Annotated in this window: 25 protein-coding genes; all 25 read left to right on the top strand. The window is 54.4% G+C overall.

Annotation, left to right across the window (positions count from 1 at the left end; all coding sequences use genetic code 11):
- Positions 1-16 precede the first annotated feature (16 nt).
- The 25 genes from fusA (at position 17) to rpmJ (ending at position 14,203) form a co-directional block, all read left to right on the top strand.
- Positions 17-2,122 carry an elongation factor G gene (gene fusA / locus N018_RS02985; RefSeq protein WP_025388812.1) on the top strand — a complete coding sequence of 702 codons (2,106 nt, stop codon included), beginning with the start codon at positions 17-19 and terminating at the stop codon, positions 2,120-2,122.
- Between the two features lie 31 nt (positions 2,123-2,153).
- Positions 2,154-3,347 carry an elongation factor Tu gene (gene tuf / locus N018_RS02990; protein ID WP_024646116.1) on the top strand — a complete coding sequence of 398 codons (1,194 nt, stop codon included), beginning with the start codon at positions 2,154-2,156 and terminating at the stop codon, positions 3,345-3,347.
- Positions 3,348-3,488: 141 nt separating this feature from the next.
- Positions 3,489-3,800, top strand: a complete 312-nt coding sequence (gene rpsJ, locus N018_RS02995; RefSeq protein ID WP_003186070.1) for a 30S ribosomal protein S10 — start codon at positions 3,489-3,491, stop codon at positions 3,798-3,800.
- Positions 3,801-3,881: 81 nt separating this feature from the next.
- On the top strand, positions 3,882-4,517 hold the full coding sequence (rplC, locus tag N018_RS03000) for a 50S ribosomal protein L3 (RefSeq protein WP_002555490.1): 636 nt from the start codon (positions 3,882-3,884) through the stop codon (positions 4,515-4,517).
- Positions 4,518-4,529: 12 nt separating this feature from the next.
- The gene (gene rplD, locus N018_RS03005) at positions 4,530-5,132 is read left to right on the top strand and encodes a 50S ribosomal protein L4 (RefSeq protein WP_002555489.1); all 603 of its coding nucleotides are present in this window, start codon (positions 4,530-4,532) and stop codon (positions 5,130-5,132) included.
- Entirely contained in the window at positions 5,129-5,428 is a 300-nt protein-coding gene (rplW, locus tag N018_RS03010; protein WP_002555488.1) for a 50S ribosomal protein L23, read from the top strand. Before rplD ends, rplW begins: the two co-directional genes overlap by 4 nt.
- Before the next feature lie 14 nt (positions 5,429-5,442).
- Positions 5,443-6,267: a 50S ribosomal protein L2 gene (gene rplB, locus N018_RS03015; RefSeq protein WP_024646118.1), complete on the top strand. Its 825-nt coding sequence runs from the start codon at positions 5,443-5,445 to the stop codon at positions 6,265-6,267.
- 16 nt (positions 6,268-6,283) lie between these two features.
- Positions 6,284-6,559, top strand: coding sequence for a 30S ribosomal protein S19 (gene rpsS, locus N018_RS03020; RefSeq protein WP_002555486.1), 276 nt, complete (start codon positions 6,284-6,286; stop codon positions 6,557-6,559).
- 13 nt (positions 6,560-6,572) lie between these two features.
- Positions 6,573-6,905: a 50S ribosomal protein L22 gene (gene rplV / locus N018_RS03025; RefSeq protein WP_002555485.1), complete on the top strand. Its 333-nt coding sequence runs from the start codon at positions 6,573-6,575 to the stop codon at positions 6,903-6,905.
- Positions 6,906-6,918: 13 nt separating this feature from the next.
- A complete protein-coding gene (gene rpsC, locus N018_RS03030) occupies positions 6,919-7,605 on the top strand; it encodes a 30S ribosomal protein S3 (RefSeq protein WP_003176422.1) in 687 nt (228 codons plus the stop codon).
- Between the two features lie 12 nt (positions 7,606-7,617).
- Positions 7,618-8,031 carry a 50S ribosomal protein L16 gene (rplP, locus tag N018_RS03035; protein WP_002555482.1) on the top strand — a complete coding sequence of 138 codons (414 nt, stop codon included), beginning with the start codon at positions 7,618-7,620 and terminating at the stop codon, positions 8,029-8,031.
- Positions 8,031-8,222, top strand: a complete 192-nt coding sequence (gene rpmC, locus N018_RS03040; RefSeq protein WP_002555481.1) for a 50S ribosomal protein L29 — start codon at positions 8,031-8,033, stop codon at positions 8,220-8,222. Before rplP ends, rpmC begins: the two co-directional genes overlap by 1 nt.
- Before the next feature lie 2 nt (positions 8,223-8,224).
- Positions 8,225-8,491 (top strand): 30S ribosomal protein S17, encoded by a 267-nt coding sequence (gene rpsQ / locus N018_RS03045; protein WP_002555480.1) that lies wholly within the window; start codon positions 8,225-8,227, stop codon positions 8,489-8,491.
- Positions 8,492-8,514: 23 nt separating this feature from the next.
- Entirely contained in the window at positions 8,515-8,883 is a 369-nt protein-coding gene (gene rplN, locus N018_RS03050) for a 50S ribosomal protein L14 (protein WP_002555479.1), read from the top strand.
- 11 nt (positions 8,884-8,894) lie between these two features.
- Complete coding sequence (gene rplX, locus N018_RS03055) at positions 8,895-9,209, top strand: 50S ribosomal protein L24 (protein ID WP_002555478.1); 315 nt, start codon at positions 8,895-8,897, stop codon at positions 9,207-9,209.
- A gap of 20 nt (positions 9,210-9,229) precedes the next feature.
- On the top strand, positions 9,230-9,769 hold the full coding sequence (gene rplE / locus N018_RS03060) for a 50S ribosomal protein L5 (RefSeq protein ID WP_002555477.1): 540 nt from the start codon (positions 9,230-9,232) through the stop codon (positions 9,767-9,769).
- 13 nt (positions 9,770-9,782) lie between these two features.
- On the top strand, positions 9,783-10,088 hold the full coding sequence (gene rpsN, locus N018_RS03065) for a 30S ribosomal protein S14 (RefSeq protein ID WP_003400428.1): 306 nt from the start codon (positions 9,783-9,785) through the stop codon (positions 10,086-10,088).
- 214 nt (positions 10,089-10,302) lie between these two features.
- Entirely contained in the window at positions 10,303-10,695 is a 393-nt protein-coding gene (gene rpsH / locus N018_RS03070; RefSeq protein WP_002555475.1) for a 30S ribosomal protein S8, read from the top strand.
- 12 nt (positions 10,696-10,707) lie between these two features.
- The gene (rplF, locus tag N018_RS03075) at positions 10,708-11,241 is read left to right on the top strand and encodes a 50S ribosomal protein L6 (RefSeq protein WP_003369019.1); all 534 of its coding nucleotides are present in this window, start codon (positions 10,708-10,710) and stop codon (positions 11,239-11,241) included.
- Positions 11,242-11,251: 10 nt separating this feature from the next.
- Positions 11,252-11,602, top strand: a complete 351-nt coding sequence (gene rplR, locus N018_RS03080) for a 50S ribosomal protein L18 (RefSeq protein WP_002555473.1) — start codon at positions 11,252-11,254, stop codon at positions 11,600-11,602.
- Positions 11,603-11,605: 3 nt separating this feature from the next.
- Positions 11,606-12,106: a 30S ribosomal protein S5 gene (gene rpsE, locus N018_RS03085; RefSeq protein ID WP_003317099.1), complete on the top strand. Its 501-nt coding sequence runs from the start codon at positions 11,606-11,608 to the stop codon at positions 12,104-12,106.
- A gap of 2 nt (positions 12,107-12,108) precedes the next feature.
- Entirely contained in the window at positions 12,109-12,285 is a 177-nt protein-coding gene (gene rpmD / locus N018_RS03090; RefSeq protein ID WP_002555471.1) for a 50S ribosomal protein L30, read from the top strand.
- Positions 12,286-12,288: 3 nt separating this feature from the next.
- Positions 12,289-12,723, top strand: coding sequence for a 50S ribosomal protein L15 (gene rplO / locus N018_RS03095; RefSeq protein WP_002555470.1), 435 nt, complete (start codon positions 12,289-12,291; stop codon positions 12,721-12,723).
- On the top strand, positions 12,724-14,058 hold the full coding sequence (gene secY, locus N018_RS03100; RefSeq protein ID WP_002555469.1) for a preprotein translocase subunit SecY: 1,335 nt from the start codon (positions 12,724-12,726) through the stop codon (positions 14,056-14,058).
- 28 nt (positions 14,059-14,086) lie between these two features.
- Positions 14,087-14,203, top strand: coding sequence for a 50S ribosomal protein L36 (rpmJ, locus tag N018_RS26010; protein ID WP_002555468.1), 117 nt, complete (start codon positions 14,087-14,089; stop codon positions 14,201-14,203).
- The last annotated feature ends 29 nt before the right edge of the window (positions 14,204-14,232 follow it).

The raw sequence follows: 14,232 nt of genomic DNA on the forward strand, positions 1-14,232 counted from the left end.
ATTTTGCGAGGGCTTTATGGCTCGTACTACTCCGATTGGCCGCTACCGTAACATTGGTATCGTCGCTCACGTGGATGCTGGTAAAACCACCACCACCGAGCGCGTCCTTTTTTACACCGGCAAAAGCCACAAAATGGGCGAGGTGCATGATGGCGCCGCGACCACGGACTGGATGGTTCAGGAGCAGGAGCGTGGTATTACCATTACTTCTGCTGCTATTACTGCCTTCTGGCAGGGTTCCGAGAAGCAGCACAAAGACCAATACCGTTTCAACGTTATTGACACCCCGGGTCACGTAGACTTCACCATTGAAGTTGAGCGTTCCCTGCGTGTGCTCGACGGCGCGGTCGTTGTGTTCTGTGGTACTTCTGGCGTAGAGCCTCAGTCCGAAACCGTATGGCGTCAAGCCAACAAGTACGGTGTTCCACGTATCGTTTACGTGAACAAGATGGACCGTGCCGGCGCTAACTTTCTGCGCGTAATTGCTCAGATCAAGCAGCGTCTGGGTCACACTCCGGTGCCGATTCAGTTGGCTATCGGTGCTGAAGACAACTTCCAGGGTCAGATCGACCTGATGTCCATGGAAGCTGTCTACTGGAATGATGCCGACAAAGGTATGGTTCCAGTTCGCAAGCCTATCCCTGCTGAATTGCAGGAACTGGCTGACGAGTGGCGCGGCAACATGGTTGAGGCTGCGGCTGAAGCCAACGAAGAACTGATGAACAAATACCTTGAGGGTGAAGAACTCACCAACGAGGAAATCAAGGCTGCTCTGCGTCAGCGTACTATCGCTGGTGAGATCGTTCTTGCTGTTTGCGGTTCTTCCTTCAAGAACAAGGGTGTTCCCCTGGTTCTCGACGCCGTGATCGACTACCTGCCGGCTCCAATCGACATTCCTGCTATCAAGGGTTCCGACCCTGATAACGAGGAAATTCAAATGGAGCGTCATGCAGACGACAACGAGCCGTTCTCGGCTCTGGCGTTCAAGATCGCTACCGACCCATTCGTGGGTACCTTGACGTTCGTCCGTGTGTACTCGGGCGTGTTGGCATCCGGCGACGGCGTGATCAACTCGGTCAAGGGCAAGAAAGAGCGCGTGGGCCGTATGGTGCAAATGCACGCAAACGCTCGCGAAGAGATCAAGGAAGTACGCGCTGGTGACATCGCGGCCCTGATCGGCATGAAGGACGTCACCACTGGTGAAACCTTGTGCAACGCTGATAAGCCAATCATCCTGGTTCGCATGGACTTCCCGGAGCCGGTTATTTCGGTTGCCGTTGAGCCAAAGACCAAGGATGACCAGGAAAAAATGGGTATCGCACTGGGCAAGCTTGCTCAGGAAGACCCTTCTTTCCGCGTCAAGACTGATGAAGAGACTGGTCAAACGATCATCTCTGGCATGGGCGAGCTTCACCTGGACATCCTGGTTGACCGGATGCGCCGTGAGTTCAACGTCGAAGCCAACATCGGCAAGCCTCAGGTTTCCTATCGTGAGCGCATCACGAAGAATTGTGAAATCGAAGGCAAGTTCGTTCGTCAATCCGGCGGTCGTGGCCAGTTTGGTCATTGCTGGATCCGTTTTGCACCTGCTGACGAAGGTCAGGAAGGTCTGCAATTCGTAAACGAAGTGGTAGGTGGTGTTGTTCCCAAGGAATACATCCCGGCTATCCAGAAGGGTATCGAAGAGCAGATGAAGAACGGCGTTGTTGCCGGTTATCCGCTGATCGGCCTGAAGGCTACCGTGTTTGATGGTTCCTACCATGACGTCGACTCGAACGAGATGGCGTTTAAGGTGGCTGCTTCCATGGCGACCAAGCAACTGGCCCAGAAGGGCGGTGGTGAGTTGCTCGAGCCGATCATGGCGGTAGAGGTTGTTACGCCTGAAGACTATATGGGTGACGTGATGGGCGACCTTAACCGTCGTCGCGGCATGATTCTGGGTATGGAAGATACGGTTTCCGGCAAGGTAATTCGTGCCGAGGTTCCGTTGGGTGAGATGTTCGGTTATGCGACCGACGTCCGCTCCATGTCTCAGGGTCGCGCAAGCTACTCTATGGAATTCAAAAAATACAATACAGCTCCGTCGCACATCGTCGAAACTGTAACCAAAAAACAAGGCTGATTCAGCGCCTTTAGGCTAGGAGTTATTTGTCGTGGCTAAAGAAAAATTTGATCGTTCCCTTCCGCACGTCAACGTTGGCACCATTGGTCACGTTGACCACGGTAAAACCACACTGACCGCTGCTCTGACTCGCGTCTGCTCCGAAGTTTTCGGCTCGGCTCGTGTTGACTTCGACAAGATCGACAGCGCACCGGAAGAGAAAGCTCGCGGTATTACCATCAACACTGCTCACGTTGAGTACAACTCGTCCGTGCGTCACTACGCACACGTTGACTGCCCAGGTCACGCCGACTACGTGAAGAACATGATCACCGGTGCTGCCCAGATGGACGGCGCTATCCTGGTTTGTTCGGCTGCTGATGGTCCGATGCCACAAACCCGTGAGCACATCCTGCTGTCCCGTCAGGTTGGCGTTCCGTACATCGTGGTCTTCCTGAACAAGGCTGACCTGGTAGACGACGCTGAGCTGCTGGAACTGGTTGAGATGGAAGTGCGCGATCTGCTGAGCACTTACGACTTCCCGGGCGACGACACTCCAATCATCATCGGCTCTGCCCGTATGGCGTTGGAAGGCAAAGACGACAACGAGATGGGCACCACTGCCGTCAAGAAGTTGGTTGAGACTCTGGACAGCTACATTCCTCAGCCAGAGCGTGCTGTTGACAAGCCGTTCCTGATGCCAATCGAAGACGTGTTCTCGATCTCCGGTCGCGGTACTGTTGTGACTGGTCGTGTTGAGCGCGGTATCGTCAAGGTTCAGGATCCACTGGAAATCGTTGGTCTGCGTGACACTACCGTCACCACCTGCACCGGTGTTGAAATGTTCCGTAAGCTGCTCGACGAAGGTCGTGCTGGCGAGAACTGCGGCGTTCTGCTGCGTGGTACCAAGCGTGACGACGTTGAGCGTGGCCAGGTTCTGGTCAAGCCAGGCACCGTCAAGCCGCACACTCAGTTTGAAGCTGAAATCTACGTGTTGAGCAAAGAAGAAGGCGGCCGTCATACTCCGTTCTTCAAAGGCTACCGTCCACAGTTCTACTTCCGTACTACCGACGTAACCGGTAGCTGCGAACTGCCGGAAGGCGTTGAGATGGTTATGCCAGGTGATAACGTTAAAGTTTCCGTTACCCTGATCAAGCCAATTGCAATGGAAGACGGTCTGCGTTTCGCTATCCGTGAAGGCGGTCGTACCGTCGGCGCTGGCGTCGTGGCCAAAATCATCGCGTAAGCGTTGATTCCCAAAAAGAGCCCCCGCATTGCGGGGGCTTTTTTATTGGGTTGACACCTTGTTAGCACGTCTATAGAATTGCGCCTCCTTTTAACGGGCGTATTGCGCTCGGTGGGAACAGCAATCTGGAGTCTGAATCCAATGCAAAACCAGCAAATCCGTATCAGGTTGAAGGCTTTTGACCATCGCCTGATCGACCAATCAACCCAGGAAATCGTGGAAACCGCGAAACGTACTGGTGCACAGGTGCGTGGTCCGATTCCACTGCCGACTCGTAAAGAGCGGTTCACCGTTCTGGTTTCTCCGCACGTCAACAAAGACGCGCGCGACCAGTATGAGATCCGTACTCACAAGCGTGTTCTGGACATCGTCCAGCCAACGGATAAAACCGTTGATGCGCTTATGAAGCTTGATCTTGCGGCCGGTGTGGAAGTTCAGATCAGCCTCGGCTAAGACTTGGGTCTTAGTCGTGTAACGCTCTGAAATGGGCGGCCATAGCGGGTGAAAGCCCCGTACACTCATGAGGTTTACAACATGACTATTGGTGTAGTCGGTCGTAAATGCGGTATGACCCGTATTTTCACCGAAGAAGGTGTCTCCATTCCGGTTACGGTCATTGAGATCGAGCCGAATCGCGTCACTCAGTTCAAAACCGAAGAAACCGATGGCTATCGTGCAGTGCAAGTCACTGTCGGCGAGCGTCGTGCTTCGCGTGTCACAGCCGCTCAGGCTGGCCACTTCGCTAAAGCGAACGTAGCCGCCGGTCGTACCGTCATGGAGTTCCGTCTTGAAGAAGGCGACTACCAGGCTGGCGATCAGATCAACGCTGAAATCTTCGCTGCTGGTCAACTGGTTGATGTAACCGGTCAGTCCAAGGGTAAAGGCTTCCAGGGTACGATCAAGCGTTGGAATTTCCGTGGTCAAGACAATACCCACGGTAACTCCGTCTCTCACCGCGTCCCGGGCTCTATCGGCCAGTGCCAGACTCCTGGTCGTGTATTCAAGGGCAAAAAAATGTCCGGTCATATGGGCGCTGAGCGCGTGACCGTGCAGTCCCTCGAAGTAGTGCGCGTGGACGCTGAACGCAATCTGTTGTTGGTCAAGGGTGCTGTTCCTGGCGCTACTGGCGGCAACCTGGTTGTACGTCCAGCAGCCAAGGCTCGCGGTTAAGGGGAAGCTGACATGCAATTAAATGTAAATGACGCTCAGGCAATCGAAGTTTCCGAACTGACATTTGGCGGCGAATTCAACGAGACGCTGGTTCACCAGGCAGTCGTGGCCTACATGGCTGGCGGTCGTCAGGGTAGCAAGCAGCAGAAGACCCGTTCCGACGTTCGTGGTGGCGGTAAGCGCCCTTGGCGTCAGAAAGGTACTGGCCGTGCTCGTGCCGGTACTATCCGTAGCCCAATCTGGCGTGGCGGCGGTACCACTTTCGCGGCTCGTCCTCAGGATCACACTCAGAAGCTCAACAAGAAGATGTATCGCGCAGCACTGCGCTCCATCCTTGCTGAACTGGTTCGTACTGATCGTCTGGTCGTGGTTCAGGACTTCGCTGTTGAAGCACCGAAAACCAAAGATCTGCTGAACAAGCTGACTGGCATGGGCCTGACTGACGTCCTGATCGTGTCTGACGCTGTTGACCAGAATCTGTACCTGGCTGCTCGTAACCTGCCACACGTCGATGTACGTGATGTTCAAGGTTCCGATCCAGTTAGTCTGATCGCATACGACAAAGTGTTGATCACTGTGTCGGCCGTGAAGAAATTCGAGGAGCTGCTGGGATGAACCAGGAACGCGTATTTAAAGTTCTGCTTGGCCCGCACGTTTCCGAAAAGGCTACGGTTCTTGCAGACAAAAAAGGTCAGTTCGTTTTCAAGGTTGCTACTGACGCAACCAAGCTGGAAATCAAGAAGGCCGTCGAAAGCCTGTTCAGCGTGAAAGTAGAGCGTGTTACTACCCTGAATGTTCTGGGTAAGAGCAAGCGCACTGCTCGCGGTCTGGGCAAGCGTAATGACTGGAAGAAGGCAGTTATCTCCCTTCAGCCAGGCCAAGATCTCGATTTCAGCAGCAGTGCTGAGTAAGGAAGGGGTGCATCATGGCAATCGTTAAATGCAAACCGACTTCCCCTGGCCGCCGTTTTGTGGTCAAGGTGGTCAATCAGGAGCTGCATAAAGGCGCTCCTCACGCACCGCTGCTCGAGAAAAAATCGAAGACTGGTGGTCGTAACAACAATGGTCGTATTACTACCCGTCATATCGGTGGTGGCCATAAGCAGCATTATCGTCTGGTCGATTTCCGTCGCAACGACAAGGATGGCATCGCTGCCACCGTCGAGCGTATCGAATACGATCCAAACCGTACTGCTCACATTGCTCTGCTGCTTTACGCAGACGGCGAGCGCCGCTACATCATCGCCCCTAAAGGCGTGAGTGCTGGCGACCAGCTGATTGCAGGTGCTTTGGCACCAATCAAGCCGGGCAACGCTCTTCAACTGCGTAACATTCCAGTTGGTAGCACCGTACACGGCATCGAATTGAAGCCAGGTAAAGGCGCACAGATCGCACGTTCCGCTGGTGCTTCTGCACAGCTGATCGCTCGTGAAGGTGTGTACGTAACCCTGCGTCTTCGCTCCGGTGAAATGCGTAAAGTACTGTCTGAATGCCGTGCAACGCTGGGCGAAGTCTCGAACTCCGAGCACAGCCTTCGTTCGCTGGGTAAAGCTGGTGCCAAACGCTGGCGTGGCGTTCGCCCAACCGTTCGTGGTGTTGCCATGAACCCGGTTGACCACCCACATGGTGGTGGTGAAGGTCGTACCTCTGGTGGTCGTCATCCGGTATCGCCGTGGGGCTTCCCGACTAAGGGCGCGAAGACTCGTGGTAATAAGCGTACCGACAAAATGATCGTCCGTCGTCGCAAGTAAATAGAGGGATACGACAGTGCCACGTTCTCTGAAAAAAGGTCCTTTTATTGATCTTCACCTACTGAAGAAGATCGAAGTGGCGGCGGAAAAGAACGATCGCAAACCGGTGAAAACCTGGTCGCGTCGTTCGATGATCCTGCCACAAATGGTCGGTCTGACCATTGCAGTGCATAACGGTCGTCAACATGTTCCAGTTCTCGTGAACGAAGACATGGTCGGCCATAAACTAGGCGAGTTTGCCGGTACCCGCACATATCGTGGGCACGTGGCAGACAAGAAAGCCAAGCGTTAAGGGGTAAGGAACGATGGAAGTAGCCGCTAAGTTGTCGGGCGCTCGAATCTCCGCCCAGAAAGCCCGCTTGGTCGCCGACCAGATCCGCGGGAAGAAGGTGGGCGAAGCGCTCAACCTGTTGGCTTTCAGCAGTAAGAAAGCCGCCGAGATCCTGAAGAAAGTGCTGGAGTCGGCTGTAGCCAACGCCGAGCATAACGAAGGCGCAGACGTTGATGACCTCAAGGTCTCCACCGTTTTCGTCAACGAAGGGCGTTCGCTGAAGCGCATCATGCCACGTGCTAAAGGCCGTGCTGATCGCATCGTCAAGCGGTCTTGCCATATAACTGTCAAGGTTGCTGACAAGTAACGGAGTCGAAGAGATGGGTCAGAAAGTACATCCCATTGGCATTCGCCTGGGAATCGTCAAGGAGCACACCTCCGTCTGGTACGCAGACGGTCGGACTTATGCGGACTATTTGTTCGCTGATCTGAAAGTGCGTGAGTACCTCCAAGACAAATTAAAAAGCGCGTCCGTCAGCCGTATCGATATCCATCGTCCGGCTCAGACAGCACGTATCACCATCCACACTGCTCGTCCTGGTATCGTAATCGGGAAGAAAGGTGAAGATGTTGAGAAACTGCGTCAGGACCTGACCAAGCAAATGGGTGTGCCTGTGCACATCAATATCGAAGAGATCCGCAAGCCGGAGCTTGACGGTATGCTGGTTGCGCAGAGCGTAGCTCAGCAGCTGGAGCGTCGCGTAATGTTCCGTCGCGCTATGAAGCGCGCTGTTCAGAACGCCATGCGCATTGGTGCCAAAGGCATCAAAATCCAAGTGAGCGGTCGTCTCGGCGGTGCTGAAATCGCACGTACTGAATGGTATCGCGAAGGTCGTGTGCCACTGCACACCCTGCGTGCCGACATCGACTATGCCAACTACGAAGCTCACACCACTTACGGTGTGATCGGTGTAAAGGTTTGGATCTTCAAAGGCGAAGTAATTGGTGGTCGCCAAGAAGAACTGAAACCACAAGCACCAGCGCCTCGTAAAAAAGCTGCTAAGTAAGGGGTACGCCAAATGTTGCAACCAAAGCGTACGAAGTTCCGCAAGCAGATGACCGGCCACAACCGTGGTCTGGCACTGCGCGGTAGCAAAGTCAGCTTCGGCGAGTTCGCGCTGAAGTCTGTAGCTCGTGGTCGTCTCACCGCTCGTCAGATCGAGTCAGCGCGTCGTGCTCTGACCCGTCACGTTAAACGTGGCGGCAAGATCTGGATCCGTGTATTCCCGGACAAGCCTGTTACCAAGAAGCCACTCGAAGTTCGGATGGGTAAAGGTAAGGGTAACGTGGAGTACTGGGTTGCCCAGATTCAGCCAGGCAAAGTCCTGTATGAAATCGAGGGTGTTACTGAAGAGCTGGCGCGTGAGGCTTTCGCCCTGGCTGCTGCAAAGCTGCCGCTCGCCACCTCCTTTGTTAAGCGGACGGTGATGTGATGAAAGCGAATGAACTTCGTGAAAAATCAGCACAGCAGCTGAACGAGCAACTGCTCGGCCTGCTGCGCGACCAGTTCAATCTGCGTATGCAGAAAGCAACTGGCCAGTTGGGGCAGTCTCATCTGCTCTCGCAAGTTAAGCGTGACATCGCTCGCGTGAAAACTGTGCTCAACCAGCAGGCAGGTAAGTAATCATGGCTGAAGCCGAAAAAACTGTCCGTACGCTGACTGGCCGTGTTGTCAGCGACAAGATGGACAAGACCATCACCGTTCTGATCGAGCGTCGCGTAAAGCACCCGATCTACGGTAAATACGTTAAGCGTTCGACTAAGCTGCACGCGCACGACGAAACCAATCAATGCCATATCGGCGACAAGGTCACGATTCGTGAAACTCGTCCGGTAGCCAAGACTAAATCTTGGGCGTTGGTTGATATCCTCGAACGCGCTGTGGAAGTCTAAGGACTAGGGGTCGGAGAAATTATATGATTCAGACTCAATCCATGCTCGATGTGGCCGATAACAGCGGCGCTCGCCGCGTTATGTGCATCAAGGTGCTGGGTGGCTCCCATCGTCGTTACGCTGGTATCGGTGACATCATCAAAGTGACCGTCAAGGAAGCAATTCCGCGCGGCAAGGTGAAAAAAGGCCAAGTGATGACTGCTGTTGTAGTCCGCACTCGCCATGGTGTTCGTCGCGCAGACGGCTCCATCATCCGCTTTGACGGCAACGCTGCTGTTCTGTTGAACAACAAGCAAGAGCCGATCGGTACCCGTATCTTTGGGCCAGTGACCCGTGAACTTCGTACTGAGAAGTTCATGAAGATCGTCTCGCTCGCCCCTGAAGTGCTTTAAGGAGATCCGACATGCAAAAGATTCGTCGTGACGACGAGATCATCGTGATCGCCGGCAAAGACAAAGGTAAGCGCGGTAAGGTGCTCAAGGTTCTCGCTGACGACCGTCTGGTCGTTGGTGGGATCAACCTGGTGAAGCGTCATACCAAGCCAAACCCGATGTCGGGCGTACAGGGCGGTATCGTCGAGAAAGAAGCGCCACTGCACGCTTCCAACGTCGCCATTTTCAACGGCGCAACCAACAAGGCTGACCGCGTTGGTTTCAAAGTTGAAGACGGCAAGAAAATTCGTGTCTTCAAGTCGACCCAAAAAGCGGTTGATGCTTGAACACTGCTAGGTAGAAGACCATGGCACGACTAAAAGAGATTTACCGGAAGGAAATCGCTCCGAAACTTAAGGAAGAACTTAAGCTTTCGAACGTGATGGAAGTTCCGCGCGTTACAAAAATCACCCTGAACATGGGTCTGGGCGAAGCGATCGGCGACAAAAAAGTCATCGAGCACGCTGTTGCTGACCTGGAAAAGATCACCGGTCAAAAGGTCGTTGTGACTTACGCTCGGAAATCCATCGCTGGCTTTAAAGTCCGTGAAGGTTGGCCGATCGGCGTCAAAGTGACCCTGCGCCGCGATCGTATGTACGAGTTCCTGGATCGTCTGCTTTCGATCTCCCTGCCTCGGGTTCGCGACTTCCGCGGCCTGAATGCCAAGTCCTTCGATGGTCGTGGTAACTACAGCATGGGCGTCAAAGAGCAGATCATTTTCCCGGAAATTGACTACGACAAGATCGATGCTCTTCGCGGTCTGGACATCACCCTGACCACCACTGCCAAGAACGATGATGAAGGTCGCGCATTGCTGCGTGCTTTCAAATTCCCGTTCCGCAACTGATTGGAGTAGGACAATGGCCAAGATGAGCATGAAAAACCGTGAGCTGAAGCGTCAGCTCACTGTTGCCAAGTACGCCAAGAAGCGTGCAGAGCTGAAAGCTATCATCGTCGATCTGAACGCAAGTCCAGAAGCGCGTTGGGAAGCTACCGTAGCCCTGCAGAAGCAACCACGTGACGCAAGCGCTGCGCGCATGCGTAACCGTTGCCGCATCACTGGTCGTCCACACGGCGTCTACCGCAAGTTCGGCCTCGGCCGTAACAAGCTGCGTGAAGCAGCTATGCGTGGCGACGTTCCAGGTCTGGTTAAAGCCAGCTGGTAAGGCGCACCTCTCGTTTCCTTCCGGCCGGTCACGCAAGTCACTGGTCGGGATGAAGCCTGAATTTGAATCAAGCCCCTTTTGGGGCTTGATTCATTTCCGGGGTAGGACTAGAATTGCCGGCTCGCCTGAGCCCGTGTTTTTACTTGCCCGGAAGTTCTCGGCGATCAAGCTGTAGCCGCAAGGCTAATTATTTTGTTTTAGGAGCGTCTAGCCCATGAGTATGCAGGACCCGTTAGCGGACATGCTAACTCGTATCCGTAATGCCCAGATGGCTGAAAAGCCCGTCGTAAGCATGCCGTCTTCCACGTTGAAGGTTGCTGTAGCAAAAGTCCTGAAGGACGAAGGCTACATTGCGGGTTATCAGATCAGCAGCGAAGTTAAATCCTCGCTGTCCATCGAGCTTAAGTACTTCGAAGGCCGTCCGGTCATTGAAGAGGTTAAGCGCGTCAGCCGCCCAGGCTTGCGTCAGTACAAGTCCTCCGATGATCTGCCGAAAGTTCGTGGCGGTCTTGGTGTGTCTATCGTCTCCACCAGTAAAGGTGTGATGACGGATCGTGCTGCGCGCGCTGCCGGTGTCGGTGGCGAAGTGCTTTGCACAGTGTTCTAAGGGGGGATAAGCATGTCACGCGTCGCTAAGAACCCCGTTAAGTTGCCATCCGGCGTCGAAGTCAAACTCGTCGGCCAGCAGCTTTCGGTGAAGGGTGCCAAGGGCACTCTAGAACTGAACATCCATTCGTCCGTTGAGATTGTTGAAGAAGCTGGTGAGCTGCGTTTCGCTGCTCGCAATGGCGATCAACAAACCCGCGCAATGGCAGGCACCACTCGTGCACTGGTAAACAACATGGTCCAAGGCGTGAGCCAAGGCTTCGAGCGTAAGCTCCAGCTGGTCGGTGTTGGTTACAAGGCGCAAGCAAAAGGCACGGTATTGAACCTTGCACTTGGCTTCTCGCACCCAGTGGACTACGAATTGCCGAATGGCATCACCGCTGAGACCCCCAGCCAGACCGATATCCTGATTCGCGGTATCGATAAGCAGTTGGTTGGTCAAGTGGCCGCTGAGATCCGCGACTTCCGCCGTCCTGAGCCTTACAAAGGCAAAGGTGTGCGTTACGCAGACGAAGTCGTCCGCCGTAAAGAAGCCAAGAAGAAGTAGGGCATAGCAAATGACCGTCAAAAAAGTTACCCGACTGCGTCGCGCTCGCAAAGCACGCCTGAAAATGCACGAGCTGGAAGTCGTGCGTCTCTGCGTGCACCGCTCTTCGCAGCACATTTATGCCCAGGTCATCTCGGCCGACGGCAGCAAAGTCCTGGCAAGCGCCTCGACTTTGGACAAAGAACTGCGTGATGGCGCCACTGGCAACATCGACGCGGCCACTAAGGTTGGCAAGCTGGTCGCCGAGCGCGCGAAAGCCGCGGGTGTATCGCAAGTCGCTTTCGACCGTTCTGGCTTCAAGTACCACGGCCGTGTCAAAGCGCTGGCTGATGCTGCTCGTGAAGGCGGGCTGGAGTTCTAAGTTATGTCAAATCACGACCAAAAACGCGACGAAGGCTACATCGAGAAGCTGGTTCAAGTTAACCGCGTGGCCAAAACCGTAAAAGGCGGCCGTATCTTCACTTTCACTGCGTTGACCGTAGTGGGTGATGGTAAAGGGCGCGTTGGCTTCGGCCGTGGCAAGTCACGTGAAGTGCCTGCTGCGATCCAGAAAGCGATGGAAGCTGCTCGCCGCAACATGATTCAGGTTGATCTGAACGGCACTACCTTGCAGTACGCAATGAAGTCTGCTCATGGCGCCTCCAAGGTGTACATGCAGCCTGCTTCCGAAGGTACCGGTATCATCGCTGGCGGCGCAATGCGCGCAGTGCTGGAAGTTGCTGGTGTCCAGAACGTATTGGCCAAGTGCTACGGTTCGACTAACCCTGTAAACGTGGTTCACGCTACGTTCAAGGGTTTGAAGGGCATGCAGTCTCCTGAGTCGATCGCTGCCAAACGTGGCAAGCGTGTTGAGGAGATCATCTGATCATGGCTACCGTTAAAGTAACGCTGATCAAAAGCATGACCGGCCGCATCCCTAATCACAGATTGTGCATTAAGGGTTTGGGTCTGCGTCGCATCGGTCACACTGTAGAAGTCCTGGATACTCCCGAAAATCGCGGGATGATCAACAAGGCTTACTACATGCTGCGAGTCGAGGGTTAATCGATGAAACTCAATGATCTGAGTCCAGCGCCGGGTTCCCGTCGCGAAAAGCATCGTCCGGGCCGTGGTATCGGTAGCGGTTTGGGCAAGACCGGTGGCCGTGGCCACAAAGGTCAAAGCTCCCGCTCCGGTGGCACTATTGCTCCGGGCTTTGAGGGCGGCCAACAGCCGCTGCATCGTCGCCTGCCAAAATTCGGTTTCGTTTCCCTGAAGGCCATGGACCGCGCAGAAGTGCGTCTGTCCGAGCTGGCTAAAGTGGAAGGCGACATCGTAACTGTGCAGTCCCTGAAAGATGCCAACGTGATTAACCAGAACGTACAGCGTGTGAAAATCATGCTGTCGGGCGAAGTTACTCGCGCTGTCACTATCAAGGGTATCGCCGCCACCAAAGGTGCGCGTGCGGCTATCGAAGCAGCTGGCGGCAAGTTCGAGGAATAAATGGCTAAGCAAGGTGCTCTCTCTGCGCTCGGCAAAGGCGGTATGTCTGAACTCTGGGCTCGTCTGCGTTTTCTGTTCCTGGCGATTATCGTCTACCGAATAGGCGCACACATCCCGGTTCCAGGTATCAACCCGGACCGACTCGCAGAACTGTTTCGACAGAATGAGGGGACCATTCTTAGCTTGTTCAACATGTTTTCCGGTGGCGCGCTGGAACGGATGAGCATCTTTGCACTGGGGATCATGCCTTACATTTCGGCATCGATCATCATGCAGTTGATGACCGCCGTCAGCCCGCAACTGGAGCAGTTGAAGAAGGAAGGTGAAGCTGGCCGTCGCAAGATTAGCCAGTACACCCGCTACGGCACTGTTGTCCTGGCATTGGTTCAAGCTATCGGCATGTCCGTTGGCCTGGCCAGTCAGGGCGTCGCGTTTTCTGGGGACCTGGGTTTCCACTTTGTGGCCGTTACCACCTTCGTGGCTGGTGCGATGTTCATGATGTGGCTGGGCGAGCAGATTACCGAGCGCGGTGTTGGCAACGGTATCTCGATGTTGATTTTCGCAGGTATCGTCGCCGGTCTTCCGAGAGCGATAGGGCAGTCTTTCGAGTCTGCACGTCAGGGTGATATCAATATCTTCGCTCTGGTTGCAATCGGATTGCTGGCAGTAGCGATCATCGGTTTTGTGGTGTTCATTGAGCGTGGTCAGCGTCGTATTGCTGTTCACTACGCCAAGCGTCAGCAGGGCCGTAAGGTTTTTGCTGCGCAGACCAGCCACTTGCCGCTGAAAGTGAACATGGCTGGTGTGATTCCGGCCATTTTCGCAAGCAGCATTTTGCTGTTTCCGGCTTCGTTGGGGTCCTGGTTCGGTCAGTCTGAAGGTTTGGGCTGGTTGCAGGACATCTCGCAGTCGATCGCTCCTGGTCAGCCGTTGAATATTCTGCTGTTTAGTGCAGGGATTATTTTCTTCTGCTTCTTCTATACGGCGTTGATGTTCAATCCGAAAGACGTAGCGGAAAACCTGAAGAAGTCCGGTGCCTTTATTCCGGGTATTCGTCCAGGTGAGCAGTCGGCGCGCTACATTGATGGCGTTTTGACTCGCTTGACCATGTTCGGTGCTCTATATATGACGGCCGTGTGTCTGCTTCCCCAGTTTCTGGTGGTCGCGGCAAACGTACCGTTCTACCTTGGCGGGACCTCGTTGCTGATCGTGGTAGTGGTTGTGATGGACTTTATGTCGCAAGTACAATCGCACCTCGTTTCGCACCAGTATGAATCCCTGATGAAGAAAGCCAACCTGAAGGGCTACGGTGGCAGCGGCGGTATGCTGCGCTGAAGCACCCCTAAGGTTCGAGGAGTTGGTGATGAAAGTTCGTGCATCGGTGAAAAAGCTGTGCCGTAACTGCAAGATTATTCGCCGCGAAGGTGTTGTTCGAGTAATTTGCAGCGCGGAACCACGTCATAAGCAGCGCCAAGGCTGATTGTGATTTGTGCTTAAGCCCAGCAGCTA

The sequence above is a fragment of the Pseudomonas syringae CC1557 genome (assembly GCF_000452705.1).
GTDB lineage: Bacteria > Pseudomonadota > Gammaproteobacteria > Pseudomonadales > Pseudomonadaceae > Aquipseudomonas > Aquipseudomonas syringae_F.